This is a genomic window from Pseudobacter sp. (assembly GCF_051955275.1).
Lineage (GTDB): Bacteria > Bacteroidota > Bacteroidia > Chitinophagales > Chitinophagaceae > Pseudobacter.
Genome location: NZ_JBQCGW010000309.1, coordinates 1 through 23650 on the forward strand (window position 1 = coordinate 1; position 23650 = coordinate 23650).

At 47.4% G+C, this 23650-nt stretch carries 18 protein-coding genes and 1 riboswitch; of the genes, 7 read left to right on the forward strand and 11 right to left on the reverse strand.

What is annotated here, in order from left to right; genetic code table 11:
- On the forward strand, positions 1-466 hold a 466-nt coding region (locus tag ACTHMC_RS27635), incomplete at its 5' end, for a hypothetical protein (protein WP_440418311.1).
- 3 nt (positions 467-469) lie between these two features.
- The gene (locus ACTHMC_RS27640; RefSeq protein WP_440418312.1) at positions 470-1063 is read left to right on the forward strand and encodes a methyltransferase domain-containing protein; all 594 of its coding nucleotides are present in this window, start codon (positions 470-472) and stop codon (positions 1061-1063) included.
- Here the strand turns inward: ACTHMC_RS27640 and ACTHMC_RS27645 are convergent.
- A complete protein-coding gene (locus ACTHMC_RS27645; RefSeq protein WP_440418313.1) occupies positions 1060-1278 on the reverse strand; it encodes a hypothetical protein in 219 nt (72 codons plus the stop codon). The genes ACTHMC_RS27640 and ACTHMC_RS27645 overlap by 4 nt on opposite strands.
- A gap of 198 nt (positions 1279-1476) precedes the next feature.
- Between ACTHMC_RS27645 and ACTHMC_RS27650 the strand changes: the two genes are divergently transcribed.
- Positions 1477-1770 (forward strand): HepT-like ribonuclease domain-containing protein, encoded by a 294-nt coding sequence (locus tag ACTHMC_RS27650; RefSeq protein WP_440418328.1) that lies wholly within the window; start codon positions 1477-1479, stop codon positions 1768-1770.
- A 7-nt stretch (positions 1771-1777) separates the two neighbouring features.
- On the opposite strand, the gene ACTHMC_RS27655 is transcribed toward ACTHMC_RS27650, so the two are convergent.
- The 5 genes from ACTHMC_RS27655 to ACTHMC_RS27675 all read right to left on the reverse strand — a co-directional run bounded on the left by ACTHMC_RS27655 (position 1778) and on the right by ACTHMC_RS27675 (position 6873).
- Positions 1778-2824, reverse strand: coding sequence for an agmatine deiminase family protein (locus ACTHMC_RS27655; RefSeq protein WP_440418314.1), 1047 nt, complete (start codon positions 2822-2824; stop codon positions 1778-1780).
- A 33-nt stretch (positions 2825-2857) separates the two neighbouring features.
- Entirely contained in the window at positions 2858-3733 is an 876-nt protein-coding gene (locus ACTHMC_RS27660) for a carbon-nitrogen hydrolase (RefSeq protein WP_440418315.1), read from the reverse strand.
- 74 nt (positions 3734-3807) lie between these two features.
- The gene (locus ACTHMC_RS27665) at positions 3808-4878 is read right to left on the reverse strand and encodes a fatty acid desaturase family protein (RefSeq protein ID WP_440418316.1); all 1071 of its coding nucleotides are present in this window, start codon (positions 4876-4878) and stop codon (positions 3808-3810) included.
- A 76-nt stretch (positions 4879-4954) separates the two neighbouring features.
- Positions 4955-5692: a bacillithiol biosynthesis deacetylase BshB1 gene (bshB1, locus tag ACTHMC_RS27670; RefSeq protein WP_440418317.1), complete on the reverse strand. Its 738-nt coding sequence runs from the start codon at positions 5690-5692 to the stop codon at positions 4955-4957.
- A gap of 41 nt (positions 5693-5733) precedes the next feature.
- Positions 5734-6873: a serine hydrolase domain-containing protein gene (locus ACTHMC_RS27675; RefSeq protein ID WP_440418318.1), complete on the reverse strand. Its 1140-nt coding sequence runs from the start codon at positions 6871-6873 to the stop codon at positions 5734-5736.
- Between the two features lie 286 nt (positions 6874-7159).
- Here ACTHMC_RS27675 and lpdA point away from each other — a divergent pair, with 286 nt between their 5' ends.
- Entirely contained in the window at positions 7160-8563 is a 1404-nt protein-coding gene (gene lpdA / locus ACTHMC_RS27680; protein ID WP_440418319.1) for a dihydrolipoyl dehydrogenase, read from the forward strand.
- Between the two features lie 204 nt (positions 8564-8767).
- Complete coding sequence (locus ACTHMC_RS27685; RefSeq protein ID WP_440418320.1) at positions 8768-9214, forward strand: hypothetical protein; 447 nt, start codon at positions 8768-8770, stop codon at positions 9212-9214.
- Positions 9215-9280: 66 nt separating this feature from the next.
- Here ACTHMC_RS27685 and ACTHMC_RS27690 read toward each other — a convergent pair whose 3' ends face one another.
- The 5 genes from ACTHMC_RS27690 to ACTHMC_RS27710 all read right to left on the reverse strand — a co-directional run bounded on the left by ACTHMC_RS27690 (position 9281) and on the right by ACTHMC_RS27710 (position 17712).
- The gene (locus ACTHMC_RS27690) at positions 9281-10684 is read right to left on the reverse strand and encodes a TlpA family protein disulfide reductase (RefSeq protein ID WP_440418321.1); all 1404 of its coding nucleotides are present in this window, start codon (positions 10682-10684) and stop codon (positions 9281-9283) included.
- Between the two features lie 32 nt (positions 10685-10716).
- Positions 10717-11970: a RagB/SusD family nutrient uptake outer membrane protein gene (locus ACTHMC_RS27695; RefSeq protein ID WP_440418322.1), complete on the reverse strand. Its 1254-nt coding sequence runs from the start codon at positions 11968-11970 to the stop codon at positions 10717-10719.
- 106 nt (positions 11971-12076) lie between these two features.
- Complete coding sequence (locus ACTHMC_RS27700) at positions 12077-15532, reverse strand: SusC/RagA family TonB-linked outer membrane protein (RefSeq protein WP_440418323.1); 3456 nt, start codon at positions 15530-15532, stop codon at positions 12077-12079.
- Between the two features lie 283 nt (positions 15533-15815).
- Complete coding sequence (locus ACTHMC_RS27705) at positions 15816-17012, reverse strand: FecR family protein (RefSeq protein WP_440418324.1); 1197 nt, start codon at positions 17010-17012, stop codon at positions 15816-15818.
- A 91-nt stretch (positions 17013-17103) separates the two neighbouring features.
- Positions 17104-17712 carry an RNA polymerase sigma factor gene (locus tag ACTHMC_RS27710; RefSeq protein ID WP_440418325.1) on the reverse strand — a complete coding sequence of 203 codons (609 nt, stop codon included), beginning with the start codon at positions 17710-17712 and terminating at the stop codon, positions 17104-17106.
- Between the two features lie 310 nt (positions 17713-18022).
- Positions 18023-18131, forward strand: a riboswitch (SAM riboswitch).
- Positions 18132-18435: 304 nt separating this feature from the next.
- On the opposite strand from ACTHMC_RS27710, the gene ACTHMC_RS27715 reads away from it, so the two are divergent.
- The gene (locus ACTHMC_RS27715) at positions 18436-21525 is read left to right on the forward strand and encodes a SusC/RagA family TonB-linked outer membrane protein (protein WP_440418326.1); all 3090 of its coding nucleotides are present in this window, start codon (positions 18436-18438) and stop codon (positions 21523-21525) included.
- A gap of 23 nt (positions 21526-21548) precedes the next feature.
- Positions 21549-23051 carry a RagB/SusD family nutrient uptake outer membrane protein gene (locus ACTHMC_RS27720; RefSeq protein WP_440418327.1) on the forward strand — a complete coding sequence of 501 codons (1503 nt, stop codon included), beginning with the start codon at positions 21549-21551 and terminating at the stop codon, positions 23049-23051.
- Positions 23052-23650 lie beyond the last annotated feature (599 nt).

The window sequence follows — 23650 nt, forward strand, 5'->3', positions numbered from 1 at the left end:
CAAACCCTTTTCCCATCTGAATTATATTGATTTTGGTCAATACCGCTCAGATGCTGTAGATTTACTGTTAAACAAATATCGAGCAACGATGGCCACCAGCCAGAACAAGAACATATCCAATAAAAAAGCAGAAGGCCGTCCCCTGCGGGTTTGGGCCGCTATACTCTTCCTGGTAATAGTGATTGCATCTATTTTCTATTTCAACAGGGATACTCCACTTCCGAAAGAATTGAAAGAAGCGATCAGCGATAAAAATACAGACTCCGTCTGGACTTACTCCAGCGCAGACAGCAATACCATTGCACTGAAAACACCATCAGGTGATCAGTTCAGCCTTACTAAAAATGGCGAAACGATCGCTTCCTTCACAGTGAACGGAAAAGAGATCAAACTGAAAGAGCTGGATAAACACGCCAGTGAAATAGCTGTGCTGCTGGGAGAATTACGAAACAGGAACAAACAATAGATAATGACGGATCAAATCTTCGATGCAGCATTCTGGGATGATCAATACCTGCATCATAAGCCAGGCTGGGATATCGGGGCACCATCAACGCCGCTGAAGACTTTTATCGATCAGCTGACCGATAAGAATATCCGCATTCTCATTCCCGGTTGCGGCAATGGTTATGAAGCGGAGTATCTGTTGCAGCAAGGATTTCAGCAGGTGACCGTAATTGATATTTCTCCGGTCCTTACAAAAAACATCTCTGAAAAGCTTCAGGAATACCTGGGGAAAACGCTCACGGTAATCACTGGTGATTTCTTTGACCTGGAAGGATCTTTTGATCTGATCCTGGAACAGACTTTCTTCTGTGTTTTTCCTCCGGTTATGAGAGAGCAGTATGTAAAAAAGGTATCAACATTGCTGGCTCCGGGCGGAACCATTGCAGGTGTGTTGTTCAACAGGGATTTTGATGCAGCACCACCCTATGGCGGGCATATGGAGGATTATATTCCGCTGTTTAAAACAAGCCTCGATCTGATAAAGATGGAGCCATGCTACAACTCAATCAAACCGAGGCTGGGTAATGAAGTATTTTTTATTGCCAAAAGGTCTTAGCGGAATTCACGGATCACTTCGATCTTTCCCACGATATTGGAGTTGAACGCTTCAAGTTCTTCTGCGGGAACCCAGAGCTCGTCGTGGATTGGGCCTCCTACATTCTGCACCTGGTATTTCTTCAGAAAATCTGCTTCCACTGCAAACCTGGTCACATATCCGGATCCTGATGCAGCAACGTTCCAGTCCCTCGCTATCTGGTTGAGCTTGATCATTCACAGCCTATTGGAATGAAGTTCTTCATTTACCAATCCGACCTCGAAGATTTATTACATAAAAAAGTAGATCTTGTAACTACCGAGGGGCTCTCGCGGCATATCAAACCCTTTATTGACAAAGACAAGATACTTATCTATGAAAGGGCAAATCACTAACAAAACCAGGATTATTCATATTCTGGAAGCATCACAGAAATTGAGAAATATCTTGCCGGAGTATCTTACGATGAATTTTTAAGAAATTCTGAAAAGAGATTTGCCACTATCAAGCAAATAGAAATTATTGGAGAGGCATGCAATACCCTTACAACAGAATTCAAAGGCTCGCATTCTGAAATTGCATGGAAACCGATCAGAGGATTCAGAAACATCTCAATTCATGAGTATTTCGCAGTGAACTTCCATCTTGTTTGGGAGATCGCTTTAAACGATCTGCCTGTCCTTAAAGTTCAGTTCCAGGAAGCCCTGGATTCGCTTCCTTCAGAATAAAACTACATTAAACCGCCGGCTCCTGCTGGCTCAGACAATGGAAACTTCCCAGTCCCCAAATAATCTCCGTGCTATCTATCCCCACCACTTTCCTGTCAGGGAAACATTGCTGAATTGTCTGTAACGCAACATCATCAGCATCGCACCTGTAGGTTGGAACGATCACGGATTTATTAGCGATATAGAAGTTAGCGTAAGAAGCCGGCAGTCGCTGGTCTTCAAAATCAACCGCAGCAGGCATCGGCAACTCAACGATATTGAGTTGTTTGCCACTCAGTAGTCTCATTTGTTTCAGCTGGCGCAGGTTATGTTGTAACAGTTCGTAATTCTCATCCTGCTTATTACTTTCAACTACGGTCAGTACGGTGTCTTCATTCACAAAGCGGATGGTATCATCGATATGGCCATCAGTATCGTCACCTACAATACCTTCATCCACCCAGAGGATCTGCTCCACACCATAGTACTGGCGCAGGTAATGCTCGATCTGGTCCTGGTTGAGATGCGGGTTACGGTTGGGGTTGAGCAGACAGGCCGTAGAGGTAAGCAGACTGCCCTTTCCGTTGAACTCAACGGAACCACCTTCCATTACGATACCGGGATAGTATACAGGAAGGTTATAGCGTTTAGCGATCAGCGTTGGGATCACATCATCCAGGTCGAAGGGAGGATATTTTCCACCCCAGGCATTGTATCCCCAGTCAACCACTACCTTCTTGTGTTCAGCATTGGGATTGATGAGGAAGGCCGGACCGTGATCGCGGCACCAGGCATCATTGGTGGGATGCAGGAAGAATTCCACCTGGCCCATGTCCACTTTTGCGTGCTGCAGATGCGTTGTTGCAAAGGCCTGCATGGCTTCGTCCACCACATTGATCCTTACCTTCTCACTCAGTGCGAGCTCTTTTACGAACTCACTGTAGTAGGGATAGATGCTGTCTATTTTACCAGGCCAGCTTGCTTCCTTATGCGGCCAGCTGAGCCAGGTGGCGGTATGCGGCGCAAATTCAGCCGGGAACACATAGCCCAGTTGTCCGGGAGTGGTTGATTCCATGAAGGTGTTTTTTATACTGCGATGATGATGGAACTAGTCTTCGTCGATAAAGCGTTTGGTGATCGGCTGGTAAGAGTCGATCCTCCTGTCGCGCAGGAATGGCCAGTGTGTACGGTAACGGTCGCTCAGGGCAATGTCCAGCTCCTGCACATGCACTTCCTCTTTGTCGTGCGAGGCCAGGTAAACCAGGTTGCCGAAAGGATTGGCCACAAAGGAACCGCCCCAGAATTGCATGGCGCCATTCTGTTCCAGTCCTACCCTGTTCACGCTCACCACATGCACGCCGTTGGCAACGGCATGGCTGCGCTGGATGGTCTGCCAGGCATTGTACTGCTCATTATTGGTGGCTTCGTCCTGCGAAGTGGCCCAGCCGATAGCGGTGGGATAGAACAGGATCTCAGCACCCATGAGGGCAGTGATGCGGCTTGCTTCAGGATACCATTGGTCCCAGCAGATGAGCACGCCTATTTTGGCAAATTTTGTATCGAACACTTTATACCCGAGGTCGCCGGGTGTGAAATAGAATTTTTCGTAGTAAGCCGGATCATCAGGGATATGCATCTTGCGGTACTTACCCAGGTATTTACCGTCTGCGTCTATCACAGCTGTTGTATTGTGGTAGAGCCCCTGTGTTCTCTTTTCAAAGAGGGAAGCGATGATCACCACACCTTTCTCAGCCGCTACGGTCTGAAGGGTTTCAGTGGAAGGCCCGGGGATGGGCTCCGCCAGTTTGAAATTTTCATAATCCTCCACATCACAGAAGTACAGTGAAGTGAACAGTTCCTGAAGGCATACGATCTGCGCGCCTTTGTCGGCAGCTTCTTTTACTTTAGCTACCGCTTTCTGAAGGTTCTCTTCTTTACTGGCCGTGCAGGTCATTTGCACCAGCCCTACTTTTACTTTAGACATGATGATTCTTGCTTTGACTTTTGAGGGTGCAAAGGTATAAAAATGCAGAGAATTCCGTTGTTAAAATGCTGCGGCTACGCTGCTGAGCCCATCTGCTTCAGGAAGGCTACGTGAGAGGCCACCGCATAACGAACCCGGGGATACTCGATGTAGTTGATGCCATATTCCTGGCAGGTTTTCCGGATGATCTTGCTGATGGCCGGATAGTGAACGTGTGATATTTTGGGGAAAAGATGGTGCTCGATCTGGAAATTCAATCCACCTACCAGCCAGCATACCACTTTGTTGTTGGTGGCGAAGTTGGCAGTAGTCTTGATCTGGTGAACAGCCCACTCGTCTTCGAGTTTACCGGTCACCTCATCAGGCATCGGGAAGGCTGTATGCTCTACCGTATGTGCCAGTTGGAACACCAGGCTCAGTACCAGTCCTGCAACAATGGTAAAGATGAGGAAACTGATCAGCCAGCTGGTAAAGCCCATGGTGTAAATTGGCAGGCCAATGAACAGGAAAAGGTTCAGCACCTTGAAGCTCCAGAACACTACGTGATCAGAGAGTTTCATTTTTTTCAGCGGCATGCTGCCGATCTTGCTCTTGAAATATTTCTGATAGTCCAGTACAAAGATCCATAAGATGTACAACAGGGAGTACAGGAACCAGAAGTAGATATGCTGATATTTGTGAAGCCTGTATTTTTTCTGCGTGGAGCTCATGCGCATCCAGGGCTGGATATCGATATCGTCATCCACACCATCCACATTGGTGTACGCATGGTGGATCACGTTATGCTTTACGTTCCACATGAAGCTGCTGCCACCGAGGATATTGAGGGAGAAAGAGGCGAAGGTGTTCACCCATTTGTATTTGCTGAAACTTCCGTGTGCGCCGTCGTGCATCACGTTGAAACCGATAGCGGCAACAAATCCACCCAGGAGCACACTCTCAACAATCTGGAAGAAAAGGCCCGGCGTGAAAAATACCAGGTGAATGTAAACAGCGAGAAATCCTACGCCAAGGATCACTGCCTTGGAGAAAAGAGTACTGTTACCAGTCTGTGATTTTCCAATCTGCTGGAAGTGTTCGCTGATCCTGCGCTTCAGTTCTGAGTGAAAAGAATGAGGAACGTTCGCAAATTTAGGTGTTGCCATTGTATACCGGACTATATCATTAATAAAGGCGCAAAGTTAGCATTAGCTTGTCAGAAAACCCTTAAAACTCTGCTAATTAAGTTTCCACAGCGATGAGGGCATCCAGGTTGCGGATCCCTATCTTTTTTTCGCTTACAAAGCCTTCTGCATATTTCACGCCAATTCGCTTTCCGAGCATCCGGGCGCGTGCAATAATACTGTCAAGAAAATCAGGAGTGGAGATATATGTCTGAGGACCATCCTCTCCCGACATATTTGTGTAGAATTGTGTGGTATAAGCTTCAACAGCTTTCATACGTTGCTCAAACACATCGCTGATATCGATGAGCAGCATCGGCTCATGATACCAGTCCTGCATATAATGCAAAACGTATTTGGGGCGCCATTTGGGTTGAATATTACCGTTTTCGTCCCTCGTCTCAATTTTTACCAGTCCACTGAGGAAACAGGCGTCAGAAATAAGGTGCCCTGCCCTGCCATGGTCGGGATGGCGGTCGTCCAGCGCATTGGCCAGGATGATATCAGGCTGGTATTTACGGATGGCGGAGATCAGTTGAAGCTGGTGTTCTTCATCATTGCGGAAGAAACCGTCGCGCATTTTCAGGTTTTCCCTGACATGAACGCCGATAATCTCAGCCGCTCTGGCAGCCTCGGCATACCGGGTTTCGATAGTGCCGCGGGTTCCCAACTCCCCTTGCGTGAGATCCAGGATCCCTGCTTTTTTGCCATTTTTAATCTCGTTGATGAGGGTTCCGGAGCATCCAAGCTCCACATCGTCAGGGTGCACGCCGATGGCGAGTATATCTAATTTCATAATCGTTGATGTACCAAACAACAAAGGTAAAAGGGATTTGTTCACAATGCTAAGCCCCAGCGTATCAATGCGCCCACTTCTTCCAGGCTATGCGTGGCCGGGTCCCGCTCCCCTCTCTTTTTGCCCAGCCTTACCAATACCAGGTCTCTGGAAGGAATAACGATAATATACTGCCCCAGGATACCCCGGGCATAGATTATTTTTTCGTTACCGGGGTAAAGCCACCATTGGTAGCCATAGTAATCGGTGGGATTGCCCGATTCGTCTTTGATCATGCAGGGAGCAACGGATGCGGCAAAATAGTCCGGGCTGATGATCTCCTTACCCTTCCAGCGGCCGCTGTCGAGCATCAGTTGGCCAAAGCGGGCAAAATCCCGGGCGTTGGAATTGAAACAGCAGTAAGCCTTCACATGTCCACCCGTATGGTCGGTGCTCCAGAGGGCAGGTTGCTCGGCCCCCACCGGATGCCAGAGTTTTTCAGCGGCATAGGCACTGAGACTTTTTCCTGTGGCTTTTTCAATCACCAGGCCGAGCAGCTGGGTATCGCCTGATTTATAGCGGTGCAAGGTGCCCGGCTCGTCCACCACTTTTACCTTAGTGGCGGTAGCATAGGCATCGGAACCATAATAAAGCTCTGTGGTAACAGAGAGCGGATCGGAATAGGTCTCCCTCCAGTCTGTACCACTGCTCATGGAGAGCAGGTGACCCAGTTTTATTTTGGCCTTCTCCCCTTCTTTGAACTCAGGGAGATACTTGCTTACGGGATCCTCCAGAGAAGAGATGGAACTGTCTTTCAATGCAGCTCCCATCAGCAGGCTGGTAAAGCTTTTGGCCATGGAAAAAGAGCCGGACCAGGAAGAATCGGAATATCCGTCCCAGTATTCTTCGTACAGCAGGGAATCACTTTTCACCGCCACTACTGCGATGGTTTCTATCTTTTCCAGCAATTGCCGCAGGGTGTCAGGCAATTTCGGTTGATTGTATACGGAAGACACCGGCCAGGGCTGGTGTTCACCGGTGGTAATGGTATTGTTGCTGAATATTTCATAATCATCGATACCAGCGAAGTTGTAATACACTGCCTTGAAGAGGTAGGTCTTACCGCTGATAAACGCATATCCTGAAAATACCACCAGTATCAACAGGATGAGATAGCCGAAATACCGGAAGAATTTTTTCATAATTGCTGAGCTTGGACAACCAAGTTAGCAAATATGCGCCATGCAAAACTGTGCTGCGCTTTCACAATTATAATAAATCCGGAAACTTTACCGGATGCCAGTTGTTTTTAAGCAGGCCGTATCTTTTTTATGGCCCGGATGAAACAAAATTCCCTCATCCGGCGTTTTTTGGCTTTTCTGGCTTTTTGGCCTAGTTTCGCGGGTCGTAAGGAAGCAGCTGCCCGTGAGGAACAGGCGCTTATCAAACGAATCTGAAATCATCATTATATAAAATCTCGAACCGAATATGGCATACGACGTAATTGTTATCGGTAGCGGCCCTGGTGGATATGTGGCGGCTATTCGTGCATCTCAGTTAGGATTAAAGACCGCTATCGTTGAAAGGGAAAGCCTGGGTGGTATCTGCCTCAACTGGGGTTGCATCCCTACCAAGGCCCTCCTGAAAAGTGCTTCGGTAATGGAATATATCAAGCATGCGAAGGATTTTGGTATTGAAGCTACCGGTCAGCACGATTTTGCCGCTGTGATCAAACGCAGCCGTGGTGTTGCCGATAAGATGAGCAAAGGCGTTCAGTTCCTCATGAAGAAGAACAAGATCGACGTTATCATGGGTAACGGTGTGCTGAAAGCGAAAGGCCAGGTGGAAGTAACTGCTGCCGATGGCAAAAAACAGATCGTTGAAGGAAAACATATCATCATAGCAACCGGCGGCCGCAGCCGCGAACTGCCAGCCCTGAAACAGGATGGCAAGAAGATCATCGGCTACCGCGAAGCCATGAGCCTGCCCGCGCAGCCAAAGAGCATCATCGTGGTAGGTTCCGGCGCTATCGGCGTTGAGTTCGGTTATTTCTACAATGCACTAGGAACCAAGGTTACCATCGTGGAATTCCTCCCACGCATTGTTCCGGTGGAAGATGAAGATGTATCGAAAGAACTGGAAAAAAACTTCAAGAAACAGGGTATCGACGTAATGACCAATGCAGAAGTGACCTCCGTGGACACTTCCGGCAATGGCGTGAAAGCGAAAGTAAAGACCGCCAATGGCGAAGTGGTGCTGGAAGCAGACGTGCTGCTCAGCGCTGTAGGCGTTACAGCCAATATCGAGAACATTGGTCTGGAAACACTCGGTATCAAAACCGATAAAGGCCGTGTTGCCGTTGATAAATTCTACCAGACCAATGTAGCCGGTTTCTATGCTATCGGTGACTGCGCTCCTGGTCAGGCCCTCGCACACGTAGCATCCAAAGAAGGTATCATCTGTGTGGAGAACATCGCATACAACGAGAAGAAATACAATCACCAGCCTGAGGCTATCGATTATAACAACGTTCCCGGTTGTACCTATTGCACTCCTGAGATCGCATCAGTGGGTTACACGGAAAAGCAGGCCAAAGAAGCCGGATACGAGATCAAAGTGGGTAAATTCCCGCTCAGCGCTTCCGGTAAAGCTTCTGCTGCCGGTCATACTGAAGGTTTCGTAAAAGTGATCTTCGATGCCAAATACGGCGAGTGGCTGGGTACCCATATGATCGGTTACAACGTAACTGAAATGATCATCGAAACCGTGGTAGGCCGTAAACTGGAAACCACTTATCATGAAGTACTCAACAGCATCCACCCTCACCCGACAATCAGCGAGAGCGTGAAAGATGCCATTGAAGTTGCTTATGGCGAAGCCATCCACCTTTAATAGTTTAATAGTATTATAAGGGAAGCCGCTCCGGAATGGGGCGGCTTTTTTGTTGTGAAAGATTTGATAATGTGGGATGAAGAGGTTGTATGTTTTGAAGGCAATCAATATTTTGGAAATCTTTGATAAAATGAAGATCATAAACCGGTAAGCAGAGCGTTTATCGTAGTGACAGCTTAGCCATAACCCGAACAACCTATCACCATGATCAACAAACCCACCATCCTCCTGATCGCAGTGGCATTCATCGCCTGCAATAAAATAAAATCAGGCAATGAACTGCAGGATAAAGAAACAGCGTATATCCGCAGTCTCGGGTTGTTGCAGGACCAGGAACAGATCATAAAATTCTACTCCAATTACAAATTCAAAAACGCCGGAAATTTCTTTACCAACAAACGAATCGCCAAATACTGGATCGATAAAAAAGACAGCTCGAAGAACGAGATCATCTTCGCTTATTATGATGATATACTCTCAATTGACTCCACTACCAACGTCCCTTCTTCCAACTGCCCGTATCTGCTGGTCACAAGAAAAGATAAATCACAATTCAAAGTTTTCGTGAATGGCAAGAAGCCTGTTGTAAATGCTTTCTTTACTGAAGCGATCAGGAAATGGGAAGAATCAATAAAACTGACCAGGCTATAAAAAGCCAGGGCTCCGGCGAACCCCGGCATAACCATCATAACAGGCAGGCTTAACCGTTAATTACATTCAGAAGAAAGTCCTTTCCGTTTTATTTCCTTTCAAAACCAGTACTTCAACAGTAGCTACCCCGGGCACAATGTCGAGATCATATTTTCTCAGAGCGGCTCTGTATTCTTCTGCTGAATTACAGTAAGGGAGCCTGATATTGACTGTTCCATCATACTGCGTTTCATCCACTATCAGTTTGTTGGCAAAAGCTCCCCGGTGCGAAGTAGTATTCCATAAGAAATTGTAGAATACTTCATGAGCAGGACCCTCATATCTTACGAATGCCTTTCCTTCAATCATAGTTACCTGTTTGTATTTATTGGTATCCTTCAGTTTGTCTACAGTTGACGTACGTACTATTTTCAGGCAGGGAACAGACCTTTTTTCTATAGCACCTGCGAACCCGGCTACAGTGCTGAAATACTTGTTCAGGTCTTCCAGCGCCATCTTTCTCTGGTCAGCTTCTGATACACTTAACGGAACGATCTGTTCATAAGAGTACTTCGTTTTCCTGTAGGTTTCATCTGTGATCTCCCCGTTATAGTAAGGAGGATAAACACCGAGTATGGAAGGATCAGGCATATCCACTACTATATTTTTGCCGGCAATGATCTTCTTGTTGCCCTTAAAAGTATCCCGCAGAAAATACCAGTAGATCTCGGCGGCATCAATATTGATCGTGCTATTGCGGCGTGTGCCGGCAATGCTGTCGATCTCATTCGTAACACCGGTTCCGTAGGCACTGGCAATATTGGGATCAAATACACTGAAGTTGGAATTGAATTTTACAGACTTCCCGCCATTTGCATTGGCAGAAACGGCATAGGCCACTTCAGGCTTGTACAGGCGTGCATTGTCAGGAACAAAACTGATCTCCTTTCCTGCCAGCAATTCTTCTATCTTCTTTGAATGAGTGTTTTGATTGATGCCCCTCAAACGGATCATCCCTTTCCCATCGATCCAGACATGATAACCGATCTCTCCACGTGAAGGAAAGAGTTTTTTGAATACGGGATTGATCACCATAGGTAAGGAGGATGGTACTGTTTCATCATGGCCTTTGTTCTTTTTCAAAATCTCAAGCCACTTTTTGATGGATTCAGGCGACTCATCCGCATTCACCAGCAGGAACTGGATTTTGTCGCCGAACTTTTTCTGTAATTCAGCTCCATGCGGAAACCCTTCGATACAGGCGGAACAATTGGTAGTCCAGAAATCGAGAATGAGCAATTTGCCTTTCAGATCGGAGATCTTTGTTTTTCCGGTAATGCCATTGTACGCTTCTCCTTTGTGGTTGAGCACAGTACCGAGCTCAATATCGGGCATCATGCTTCCTGCATCTACTTCAGTTAATGATTGTTGGGCGTTCGTGTACAGACATGCAATCAGTATCGCTCCCAATACAAGGAACTTGCTTTTCATAAATCGCGTTTATTATATGGTGAATTAAATGACTATCTGGGGTTCTGCGGCCAGCTGTTCATATTCATAACTTCCAGCGGCACGAGGAATACCCAACGGTAATCGTTTGGAGGCAAAGTGTAGGTCCTGTTGTTTATTTTTCTTGTAAGTGTGATATTGGCACCTTCAAGATTGAGCCTGCGCAGGTCAGACCAGCGCGTTCCGCGGAATATCAGTTCTTTGCGGCGCTCCTGCAAAATGAGCTGAAGCGCTGCCGTGGCATCTGTGGCCATAAAGGGAGTGAAGGTTGCAGCATCCCATCTTTTTTCCATCAGGCTATTCAGATCCTGCATAGCTTCGAATGCTTTGCCGGCACGCGCATAACATTCTGCACGGATGAGATACATTTCATCGGTGGCAACACCTGCATAATGAGAAAAATCCTCGAACGCATAACTGCCCTTGAACCGGTGTGTTCCATCAGGATTCTCTTCAAAAAAGATCGGTTTCCTCAGATCACCATCTTCATAAGAATCATAGAGCGTAGAATCCACATAGGTTTCAGGATAACAGGCAATGCTTTCTTTCAGTACATAATGAGCGATCTCCGGATTGGAGACACCGAAAGGAGCACGCATAACTTTATCTACCGTATTGTAATCAACCAGGGTTGATTTGATAGCGAGGTATTTATCAGCATATATACCTGCATTGGGGTAATCTCCCATAGCCAGGTAAGCACGGGCAAGCATTCCCAATGCCGTTGTCTTATCGATCTTATCAGGGGTTGGCCTTCCCACAGACAACTTATCGGCTGCTTCTTTCAGGTCAGTGATGATCCTCTCGTAAGTCTCTCCCACCGTGGATCTTGGTGTAGTGGCTTCCACATCTGCAACCATCCGCAAAGGAAGTCCGGGTAGGGAAACAGTAGTAGTGTGATAAGGTGGGCAGTAAACCTGCGCAAGGTCAAAAAAGAAGAATGCCCGATGGCATAAGGCCTGCGCTTTGATCTGATCACGCTCTTGCTGGGAGCCGCCTTTTACCTTGTCAAGTTCCTGTAATACAACATTGAAGGGATAGATCCTTTGAAAGTTATTCGCCCAGTCAATTGTTACGCCGGGATCTTCCCATGTATACACTTCCTGCTGACCACCCCAGAGATTGGGATATCTGCCTTCACTAATATAATACTCGTCACCGGCATCATTAGACATAGCGCCGCAGATGCCCCAGAGATAACTGTTGTTGAGGATCGCCTGAAGGTCTTTCAGGGAAGAAATGGCAGACCTGGATTGATCAGATTTCACATCCAGGTATTTGCTGCACGAAATGTTCAATAACAGAATTGTAACAAGAAATATCAATGCCTTTGAACGGGTATAACAATTCATAAGAACTGATTATGAAAATGATTTAAAAATTGAGGGAAAGCCTTGCAGACCATTGCCTGCCCGGCAGGTTATCACTCTGCGTGAATCCATAGTCCGGTATTTTGCCCAGTCCGGAAGCAGTGTACAGAAGGAGATTCAATCTGCTTGCATAGATATCCAGGTCAAAACTCTTTATCGATAATTTCGCCGGCAGCTTATTCACCCAATGATAACTCAGACTCACATTATCGATGAATACATGATCCGCTCTGACTACATTCACGGTGGAATTGGCAAAGAATGTTTCCCTGTAATAATTTCCACTGTAATCGAATGAAGGGATATTAGTGAATTGCTCATCCCCCGGAGCCTTCCATCTTTGGAGGTAATCCGCATGATAATTGGTTAACCTGGCATAGGAAATGGTAGGCTTCCTGTAATAGTAACCTCCCTTGTACATGATGTTGAAAGCAAGTGTAAAACTGCGGTATGAAAAACTATTCATGATATTGCCGAAATAACGTGGCGTGGAGCTGCCAACAAATACCTGGTGCTGTGCGGAGTCCTGGGTAATCTGCAGATAGTCTTTGCTGATCTCTTTATTTAAATATCCTCTTGGATCACCATTGTCGGGGTCAAGGCCGGCCCATTCATAGGCATAAAGGGGCACCATGATCTGACCACGGATGAAACCCGGTGCGCCCACCAGTGCACGTTGATCAAGGAGGTATTTTGTAACTACCGTTTTCAGGGTGGTGAAGTTGAAAGTGGAATTCCATTTGAAATTCCTGGATACAATATTTCGTGAGTTCAGGGTTAGCTCCACGCCCTTGCTGGTGATGATACCTGAATTCTTGGTAACGCCCTGCAGTCCGGTGGTTGGGTCCACTTTTACATCCGCCAGCAAATCCGTAGCCACTTTCCTGTACCACTCAACTGATCCGTTGATCCTTCCGGTCTTGAACAGACTGAACTGCAGCAGCAGATTAAGCTGACCTACTTTTTCCCAACGCAGGTCAGGGTTGGGTGGCGTGGATACATAGGCGTAAGGGTTACCGTACATATTCGAGCTGTTGTAACTGATGGTGGCAAAAGCAGGAACATCACTGCTGGCATTACCTGAAAATCCGTAGGTAACCTTGGCAACAAGGGAAGGCAGCCAGCTCAACCGGTAAAATGCCTCCTCGCTGATATTCCATCTTGCGCCTACTGACCAGAAAGGCTTCCATTTGTTGTTGGTCTTGATCCCGAAAATATTTGCTCCATCCCTTCTTGCGCTTGCATATAAATTATACCTGCTCCGGTAAGTATAGGATAAATTGGCTGCGAGCGAAACACTCCTGTCCGTTCCTGCTTCCATACGCTGATTGGGTTGGATGGTACTGGTCCCTCCAAGGTATAACGGGAAGTAGCTTCGAAAATCCATTCTGTTATTGTAGGTAAGGTTGGCCTCATCATAACCGTACACTCGGTAGAGATCTTTTGTCCGGTTCACGGAACTGGCTTCCGCACTTACAAGAGCATCCAGATCATGTTCGCCAGCCCTCCTGGCAAAGTTCAGCATGCCACGGATCTGCTGGCCTTTCAGGAAGGAATTATCCAGTTCCAGGATTCCACCCATAGGGATAGCGCTGACATAGGTATTGGGATCAGTGTACCTGTTGATCAGGTCACGGGTGGAATAGGTATTCAAATCATCCAGCGTCCTGGTCCTGTTGATGGTGTTGGAATACTGGTAATTGATCCCGGCTGAAAGCCAGCTGGTCACTTTTATCTTTGTGCCCATCCCTATCTGTATGCCATTACTGACCTGGGTGGAGTTCATCCTGTTCAATTCATCCAACGGTACTTCCACCCAGTTGAGAAGGCGACCACCCCCTACCGTATCCAGAAAAGATTTCCGGTAGGTGGTATATATAGGCAGATGATTGCCCTCTTCATCAGCCAGTCTGTCGTACGCAAGCGATCCGTTTCCGCCCGGACCGGGAAACCTGTCTTTTCCATAAGCATAGTTCATATCGGCGAAGATCTCCACTCCATTTGTTGGTTTCATTACCAGATTGGTAGATACTGTATGCCTCACGGTACCATTGTCGCCACGGTACTGAAACTGTGAGGCATTGGACCCGAGAGAAAGCTTGAACCCTACCAGGTTACCGGATCCGCTGACAGTCAGGAAATGGTCCCTGTTCACAGTAGACCTGAAATAATATTTTTCCCGGTCGCTGCGCAGATCATGATTACGCAAGCTGTTCAGTTGCTCTTCCGCTTCTTCAGGTGAGATCAGGCCTTTTCTCCGCTTGTCCATGATCTCCGCCGCAGGGGTAAGTGTGAAAGCATAAATCGTATTGAGTATGCCATCGAAATACCCCCTGCTGAATTTATCTTCTTCAATGGCAATGGCATCTGCACTGGATATCCGGGGGAAATAATATACATCCGGTACTTCCTGAAAAATGATGCTGCTATTGAAGTTTACGGTCAGTGGCTTGTTGAGGGACGCCTTCTTGGTGGTGATAACGATCACCCCATTGCCTGCCCTGGAGCCCCATATAGAAGTGGCAGCCGCATCCTTCAATATGGTAACATTTTGTATATCGTTCGGATTAATATTATTGATATCTCCTACAAACGGGAAATTGTCAAGAATGATCAGCGGGTTCATCTTCATGAGCCCGTTCTTGTCAACTGATTGTCCGCCAAAATTGCTGGGTCCTCTCAGTTCTATCTGCGGCGTTCCCAGGTCTCTGTAAAAAAGGAGTCCGTTGGTAATGCCGTTCAACCTGTTGAACAGCGTAGCCCCCACCTGACGGTGGAACAATGCACTGTCTACGGTGATCACTGACCCAACGTAACGTTCGGGCTTTATTTGCTGGTATCCTGTGCTGATCACGATAGTATCGGATATGGTTATGCGCGGTTGCATAATTATCCGAAGCGATCCTTCATCATTCACTGTTATCTCCTGCTGGATATAACCCACATAGGAGATCACCAGTACATCGCCTTTTACGGCGCCGATCTCAAATCGGCCTTTTTCATCGCTGACCACGGATACTCCGGATCTTTTCATTCTGATGGTGGCTCCTACCAGCGGCTGGTTATTGGGGCCTGTCACTTCGCCGGTGACCACCCTGTTTACTTCATCGCGTGAAAGCAACTGAAGCAGGTCCACAAAAGGAAGAGATGGGTCTTTTTCATTTTCGGTCTTCTTTTCCAGCACTATCGTATTCTGCCGGATATAGAAATTAACGGGCAAGTCTTTGAGCAGTTCCTGCATGAATGTATTCAACGGAACATTCTTTTTATGAATGTTAACCGGTTTTGCATTGTTCAGCAGATTGGAATTGTAGATAGTCAGATAGCCTGTCTGTTTTTCCACTTCCTGAAGTATTTTCTCCAGTGGCACATTCCGGCCGGAATAAGTGATAGTTTGAGAAACTCCCTTTCCGTGGGCAGAGAGCAGGGCTACAGTCAGGAGTATCAAAGTTAATTTCATAACCATGATCGTTTTGGTTGCCAGCCTTGATCTGCGTGGTGCATAAGCAGTAATTGCACCAACAGCAGATGGCCGGAAAAGCGCGCCATTTTGCATACTTTTGCAGTGTTCGGGTTAATAAATAAGCTGTATTCTCTCGGAATAATTGATTAGGGATTAGCCCGCAACACCTGCCGCCGCGTCTAGACCACGTGGCGGTTTCTGTTAAGGCTGATCCTCACCGGTACTAAGTGATCATCGGAATGAGTTTAAGTGAAGAATTCTGTTTCAGCAGGCCGCGGCGTTATTGAGTTATCACCAGTTTCCGGTTTTGCAACTCTGCACGAATGCCCAGGGCTTTCAATATGAACAAGGCTTCAGATAATTTGAGATTCTTTCCCATCTTTCCACTGATCCTTTCCGTGGGGATGCCTTGTGGAAATTCGAGTTCCACATCATACCATCGGGCCAGTTGCCTCAGTACTATGATGGGGTCTGTTTCATGGAAGGTGAAAGCTCCGTTTTTCCACGAAACTGTTTGCACAGGGTCCTGGGTATTTTCAAGCACCAGCTTATTTTCAGCATTTACATCTTCCCTGTTTGCCCTGATCAGCCTGGCGCGCTGACCCGGCTTCAGCAATAGTTTCTGTTTACCGCTTACCACCCTCACAGAGCCTTCAAGCAATGTTGTACTGATGCTCTTTTCCTCTTTGTAAGCATTGATATTGAAATTGGTGCCCAAAACTTCCACCTTCATATCACCAACTGAGACCTCAAAAGGTTTGGCGGCATTCTTCGCCACTTCAAAATACGCTTCACCTGTGATCTCTACAGAGCGGGTTTTTCCGGAAAATCCAACAGGGAACCGGATAGAAGACCCCGCATTCAGCCATACCATACTTCCATCAGCAAGCACCAGCGAATAATCCCGTCCCACAGGTGTACGAATAGTATTGATGATATTTCCACCCACTCCGGGATCAGGTTGCACGTAACGCAGCGTGGTGCCATCTTTCCGGATAGTTACATTCCCTTCAATGGTCACAGGTCCCGTGGATGAATCATCAAGTATGATCTGCTTGCCATTTGCGAGCGTGAGCACAGCGCCAGCCCGGCCGGGCATCATATCCTGTACCTCCGGGGTTATTACCAGCGGCTTATCCTGCCGGTTGCTCATTTCATAGATACCGATACCTGCCAGTATCAGCAGACCGATGGATGCCGCAGCTGCATAGTGCAGCCACCTTTTCCGCTTCAGCGGGCCTGCAACAACTGTTGCTTTTCCCGAACGGACAATGGCCTGAAAGATCTCTTCAGCCTTTCCTTCCCGCTGGAGATACACAATTTCCTCCTCTTCGAAACAGGCTTCGAGAACCTCGTCCATTCCAGCTCCCTCCTTACTGTCGATCCATACCATCAACTGGTGCACCTCCTCGCCGGAGGCAGTTCCATCAATGTATTTTCTGATGAGCGACCCCAGCAACTTTTCGTCTTCTTTCATGGTAAGAAAATCAGTGATTAATTGGCCCGGAGTCTACCGGACCATGATAAGACGATGGTAATTCCAACTGGTATTACCGGATCCATAAAATTTATTGGATATTTTTTTCTGCCAGGAACATCAGTAACAGCACCAACAGGCCGGAGTGATGATAAGTGCTGAGATATTCCCTGATGGAATTCAATGCACGGGTAAGATGCACTTTCACCGTATTTTCAGAAAGTTTCAGTTCCCTGGCGATCTCATCCCGCTTCATCCCCTGTATCCTGCTCATTTCAAAAATGGTCCGCTGCTGAGGTGAGAGCTTACCTAACGCCTGTTGCAGGGCATTTGCAAGCTCTTTGTTCTGCAACAGGTCAGGAGAAACAGCCGTACTGTCCTGTTTGAGATATAGCAGTTCCTTCCGGGCAACCTGTTCCCGGGCAATTTTCCTCAACGCGTCTATAAAAAGATTCCGTGCTATCCGGTGAAGCCAGCCACTGAAGTGCTGAACATGTTGGAGCGAGTTGCGATTGGCCCATAACTTCATGAAAACTTCCTGCACTATTTCATCCGCTTTGTCTTCCGACTTTGTCAATTGAACAGCGAATGAATATATTTTCTCCCTGTAACGGTCATACAATTCGCGGAAAGCGATCTCATCGCCATCAGCTACTCTTTGCAGGAGCAATTCTTCTTCAGGGTGCAGTTTACTAGTCATTGTTAGGGCCCTAAAAATAAGGAAAATGAAATAATTGAATTTAAAATTGCAGAATGGAGGGTACATCCATCATCGACGTATCAGGCCCGGCAAGGCTTTCAGCGGGCAGTTCACACCAATTCATAAAATCCTTTACGCTTACTCCGCAACCTTTACCAGATAAGTTTGTTCAATTCAGCACCGCATTTCAACACTGCGATCATTGAATATGACCACTCAAAAATCTTTCAGGCAAACATTACCCTACTTTTTTGGTAGACTAACTTATGCTTTCTATATTTGCATCCTCAAACAACAGTTCTTTCACAACAACTTATCCAGAACAGACCGAGGGAAAGGCCCTTTGACGTCTTGGCAACCTGTACAAACCCATAGTATAAGGTGCTGATTCCTGCTCCTGAAAAGGAGAAAGATGAGGTAGTTGAATACTCCTGCATATCTGTTTACTTTCCATTGCATCGTTTTCTGGCTGATTGTTGTCTATTTAAAAGTCACACTGAAATGAAACATGTTTTTTTCCCGCTGCCCTCAATTTGCACAACACCCCTGAGCATGCAATACCGTTGTTGTTGCTGCTGTATGGGATAGGTTACCACCCATCTCAATAAAACACTAAGTAAAAAACTGACGCATCCCTAACGGGATTGCACAACCGCTGATATGCATAAAAAAGGCATAACACCGGAAAGGGATTATCATGTCTACTATTAATTCTACATACACATGTTTAAAAAAAATGTAACGCTCCTGCTGGCCCTACTCGTCAGCATCGGGCTATATGCACAAAAAAGGACCCTCCAGGGTGTTGTGATGACTGCTGAAAGCAAACAACCCCTCGAAGGGGCAACCATTACGCTGGGTAAAACCTCCGGTATCACCACCACTGATGCGCAGGGGAAATTCCAGCTGGAATTACCTGAAGGAAAAGGAGTGCTCTCCATCTCCTTTGTTGGAAGGGAGACCATTGAAGTGGATGTAAAATCTGATAACAATATCACCGTTTTACTGAAGGCTTCCAACTCCACCCTCGAAGAAGTGGTGGCCGTTGCCTATACCACTGTAAAGCGCTCGGGATATCCGGGAGCTGTCAGCGTGATCAGTTCAGACAAACTCAACAACAGGCTCACTCCCAACCTCACCAATGCCCTGCAGGGGCTTGCGCCGGGTATACAGACCACTTCCGCAAACGGACAGCCTGGTAATAGTTCCGCCATCCGCATCCGGGGCGTAGGTTCTATCAATGCTTCCAGCGCACCGCTCTTTGTGATCGACGGTGCCCCTTATGATGGCGACATCAATGCACTCGATCCCGCAGATATCGCCTCCGTGAGCATCCTGAAAGATGCCGCTGCCGCCAACCTTTACGGATCACGCGCCGCCAACGGCGTGATCATCATCACCACCAAACAGGGAAGAAAAGGAGAAGACATTGCCGTAAATGCAACGGTCAACCAGGGATGGAGCAGCCGCGCAACGAAAGACTACGACAAGATCGGCACCAACCAATACTTTGAACTCTACTGGGAAGCCCTCCGCAATAAAGCCCTCAGCAACGGCCAGACAGCAGCACAGGCTGCACAAACAGCTTCTGACCGCCTGGTTACGGATCTTGCCATCAACCCTTACGGCTCCGCATTTCCCAAACCCGTTGGCACAGACGGTAAACTGGTGGCAGGCGCTACCCCGCTCTGGAATGACGACTGGGAAGAAGCCATGCTGCAACCCGCAAAATATACACAGGCACAACTGAATATCAGCGGCGGTTCCGACAGAACCACCTATTATATAGGTACCGGTTATACGAATAATGAAGGCGCTTACCTGGGATCAGGTTTCAAACGCTATAACTTCAGGAGCAACCTCACCATCCAGGCTAAAAAATGGCTGAAAGCAGGATTGAACCTGAACGCAAGCTCCACTGAACAGGACTATCCCACTTCCTCCGATTCCAAACAGGCAAATGTGGTCCTGTTCGGAAGAACCATCCCCAGCTTTTACCCCATCTACCAGCGCAATGCTGATGGCAGTTACAAGCTGGACCCGATCACAGGTGAAGTTCAATACGATTACGGCGCATACAGGCCCAATGCAGCTTTACCACGCTACAACCTCATCGGTTCACAGCCGCTGAACAAATCACGCTACACACGCGAGAACGTATCAGCCAGAACCTTCCTCGAAGCCGAGATCATACACAACCTGAAAGTAAAGACCAGCTTTAACCTGGACTATATCAACTCCAATTCACATTTCTACACCAACCCACTGGTAGGTGAAGATGCCCAGATCGGAGGAACGGTGAGCAAAAGCAATACGCGCTTCCTCAGCTTCACCTTCAACAATATCGCTACCTACGATATCAATCTGCAATCAGGTCATCACCTGAACCTGCTGGCAGGACAGGAGTTCTACAAACTGGAGACCGGCGACCTCAGCGGCAGCAGACAGAAATTTGCACTGGCCGATCTCTATGAGCCCGTTGCCGCTTCACAGCTGAACGACTTCACCGGTACCTCCGATGAATACGCCAAACTCAGCTACTTCGGACAGGCACAGTACAACTATCTCGGAAAATATTTCGCAACGGCATCTATCCGCCGCGACGGCAGCAGCCGCTTTTCTCCTGACTCGCGCTGGGGTACCTTCTGGTCTGCAGGCGCCAGCTGGCGTTTGTCTGAAGAGGAGTTCCTTAAATCAGTGAACTGGCTCAGCTCCCTTACACTCAAGGCCAGCTACGGTTCTTCCGGTAACGACGCCCTCTCCGGTTATTACAATTACCTGGCGCTCTTTGCCATCAAGAACAACCTTGGCAACGGTGGTGTGATCACCTCCAGGCTCCCTACTCCCAAGCTCAAATGGGAAAGCAACCTGGTGCTGAACACAGGAGCAGATTTCGGTTTCTTTAAAAATCGCTTATACGGTACCGTTAACTATTATATCAGGACCAGCAAGGACCTGCTTTATGGCAGACCGATGGCAGGTTCCACCGGTTTCACTTCCATCAGCGCCAATATCGGAAAGCTCCGCAACAGCGGTGTTGAAGTAGAGCTGAATGGAGTGGCTGTCAGCAATAAGGACTGGAGATGGGTGGTTGGCGTAAACTTCGCGCACAACAAGAATGAGATCCTGGAACTGCCACAGAAAGAGATCATCAGCGGCACCAAGCGCCTGGCTGTTGGAGGCTCTATCTACGATTTCTATATCCGCGAGTGGGCTGGTGTTGATCCCACCACAGGAAACCCGCAATGGTACAAGACAGGAGCCGATGGCAAGAAAGAAACCACCAGCACTTTCAGTCAGGGTACCCTCTATAACGCAGGCACCTCCCTCCCCGATCTCACCGGCGGTTTCACCAGCACACTGAGCTACAAAGAATTTGAGCTCTCCTTTGTACTGGCCTACAGCCTCGGCGGAAAGGTACTTGACCTGGATTATGTATCCCTCATGTCGGGTGCTGTAGCCCCCGGTCGTAACTGGAGCACAGAACTGCTTGAAAGATGGACACCCGATAACAGGAATGCCAACGTTCCCAGGTTCACTACAGACGACCTGAGCTTCACCCAAACCTCCACCCGCTGGCTCTATGATGCTACCTATGCAAGATTGAAATCAGCGCAGATCGGTTACAATCTGCCCAACAACCTGGCGCGCAGGGCTGGACTGAAAAACGTGAAAGTGTATGCACTCGGAGAGAACCTGCTCACGTTCTACGGACATAAAGGAATGGACCCCGAGCAATCCATCGAGGGAACTACCTATTACCAGTATCCGCAGATGAAAACCATTTCTGTTGGCCTGCAGGTAGGATTATAATGTTAACAGTAAAAAATTGAATCATGAAAAAGACATTTCATCTCATATATATCGCGGCACTGGTCATCGGGCTGGCAGGTTGCAACAAACAACTGGAAACCTCCCCTTCCAATGCCGTATCGGGAGATATCGTGCTGAAGAATCTGGCGAACCTCAATGCCATTTATGAAGGAGCCTGGGCTTCAACCATGGATGATTTCTATGGCGGTATTTTCGGCAATCCCGGCTTCAAGACCCTCACACTGGTGAGTGACGCCATGGGCAATGATGTGAACCTCATCGTTACCAAATACAGCTATGCACCAAACTATCGCTTCACGCAGATCAACGACAAAACACAGAGCCGTGTAAGCGCCGTGTGGAACCAGTTGTACAAGATCATCAACAACCAGAACATCATCATCGCCAATGTAGATAAAGTGGAGGGAGATGCCACCGCAAAGAACGTATTGAAAGGCCAGGCGCTGGCGCTTCGTGCACATCTTTACACCACTCTCGTTTCTTTCTTCCAGTATTCCTATCAGAAAGATTCGCTCACTAAAACAATACCGCTCTACACTATTCCCAGCAGCGATACTACAGTGGGCAATCCAAAGGCAACGCTGAAAGAAATTTACACGCAGATCTATAAAGACCTCAATGATGCACTGCCCCTGGTAGCAGGTTATCAGCGCAATGCCAAATACAAGATCAACACCAACGTGGTATATGCACTGCTCGCACGCGCCTACCTCTATTCAGGCAGATGGCAGCTGGCAGCTGACGCAGCCACTGAAGCACAAAAAGGTTATCCTTACATGGCGCAGGCCGATTACACCACCGGTTTTAATAACGTAAGCAACTCAGAATGGATCTGGGGCCATCCGGAGATCCCCAGCCAGAGCGATGGCAGCTACAGTTTCCATTTCCTGGATGTAACATCTGCCTCCTCTTATTACTATAGCTTCATGGCTGATCCGTTCTTCAAAGAGTTGTTCAACGACGGAGATATCCGTAAAACACTCTTCAACTGGGATGGCAATCCCGGCCGTGAAGGTTACCTGCAATACAAGAAATTCCGTTTCCGTGATGATCAGACTGCAGACCTGGTATTGTTCCGCACTGCAGAAGCTCAGCTCATCAAGGCGGAAGGACTGGCGCGTGCCGATAAATTTGCAGAAGGTGCCGATGCGCTCAATGAATTGCGCACAGCGCGTGGGGCCTCACCATTCCTGGGCTCAACAAAAGACGAGCTCATCAAAGAGATCCTGATCGAAAGAAGGAAAGAATTATGGGGCGAAGGATTCGGGCTGCTGGATATCATCCGTACACAACAGGCTGTTGTGCGCAAGCCTTATGTAGATGTTGCAGGGAACGATATTCCGGTTACGGTAACCACTCCCGATGGATCCACCAAATCAGTGAATATCAAATATCATACTGCATTGAAATTTGCAGACGGAACTCCTTTCGTTCCCAACAGTCCTTATTACATTTTCGCAATACCTATTTCAGAAGAACAGAACAATCCGAACCTCAACAAGTAGTTAGTGAAGGATTCATATAAACACAAGGTGCTTCAGCTAGAAGCACCTTTTTTATTGACATTTATCACCCTAAATAATCACAGTATTTTTACTGTTGAATATAGGATTTTGTACATTTGTATTGGAAGCACGTACCCTGACAGAAACTATAAGAAGCAACAGACCGGCATCGCATCATATCTTCAAACGCGCTATCCTCCTCTATTTGATCAATTGCCAATACCAGGCAACACCATTATCAATACTTCTTTTCCTTCCTGATATCCCCCGGAAAACGCGGCATTCAAAAAGCCTTCATTCTACCATTTCCTGTCCACCTGTCTACTCCAATCCATCCTTTGCAAGGCTTCACTTTTTTTCGCAGAATATCCTCAGTTGATGACCATTCAGAGCCGGTATGATTACCGGCAGCCACCCCATTGTTTCCAACCGGCAAATGGAACAAAAGGGAAAATAATGTAAAAAAAATAAATCAACTATACATTGACGTTAGTAAGTAAAATGTCAATGCGAGCACCTCTTTTTTTTTATTCTGTCACCACAAAAAATACCCCATCATGAAAGCAACTCTACACCTCTGCGTGATCGCATTATTTATC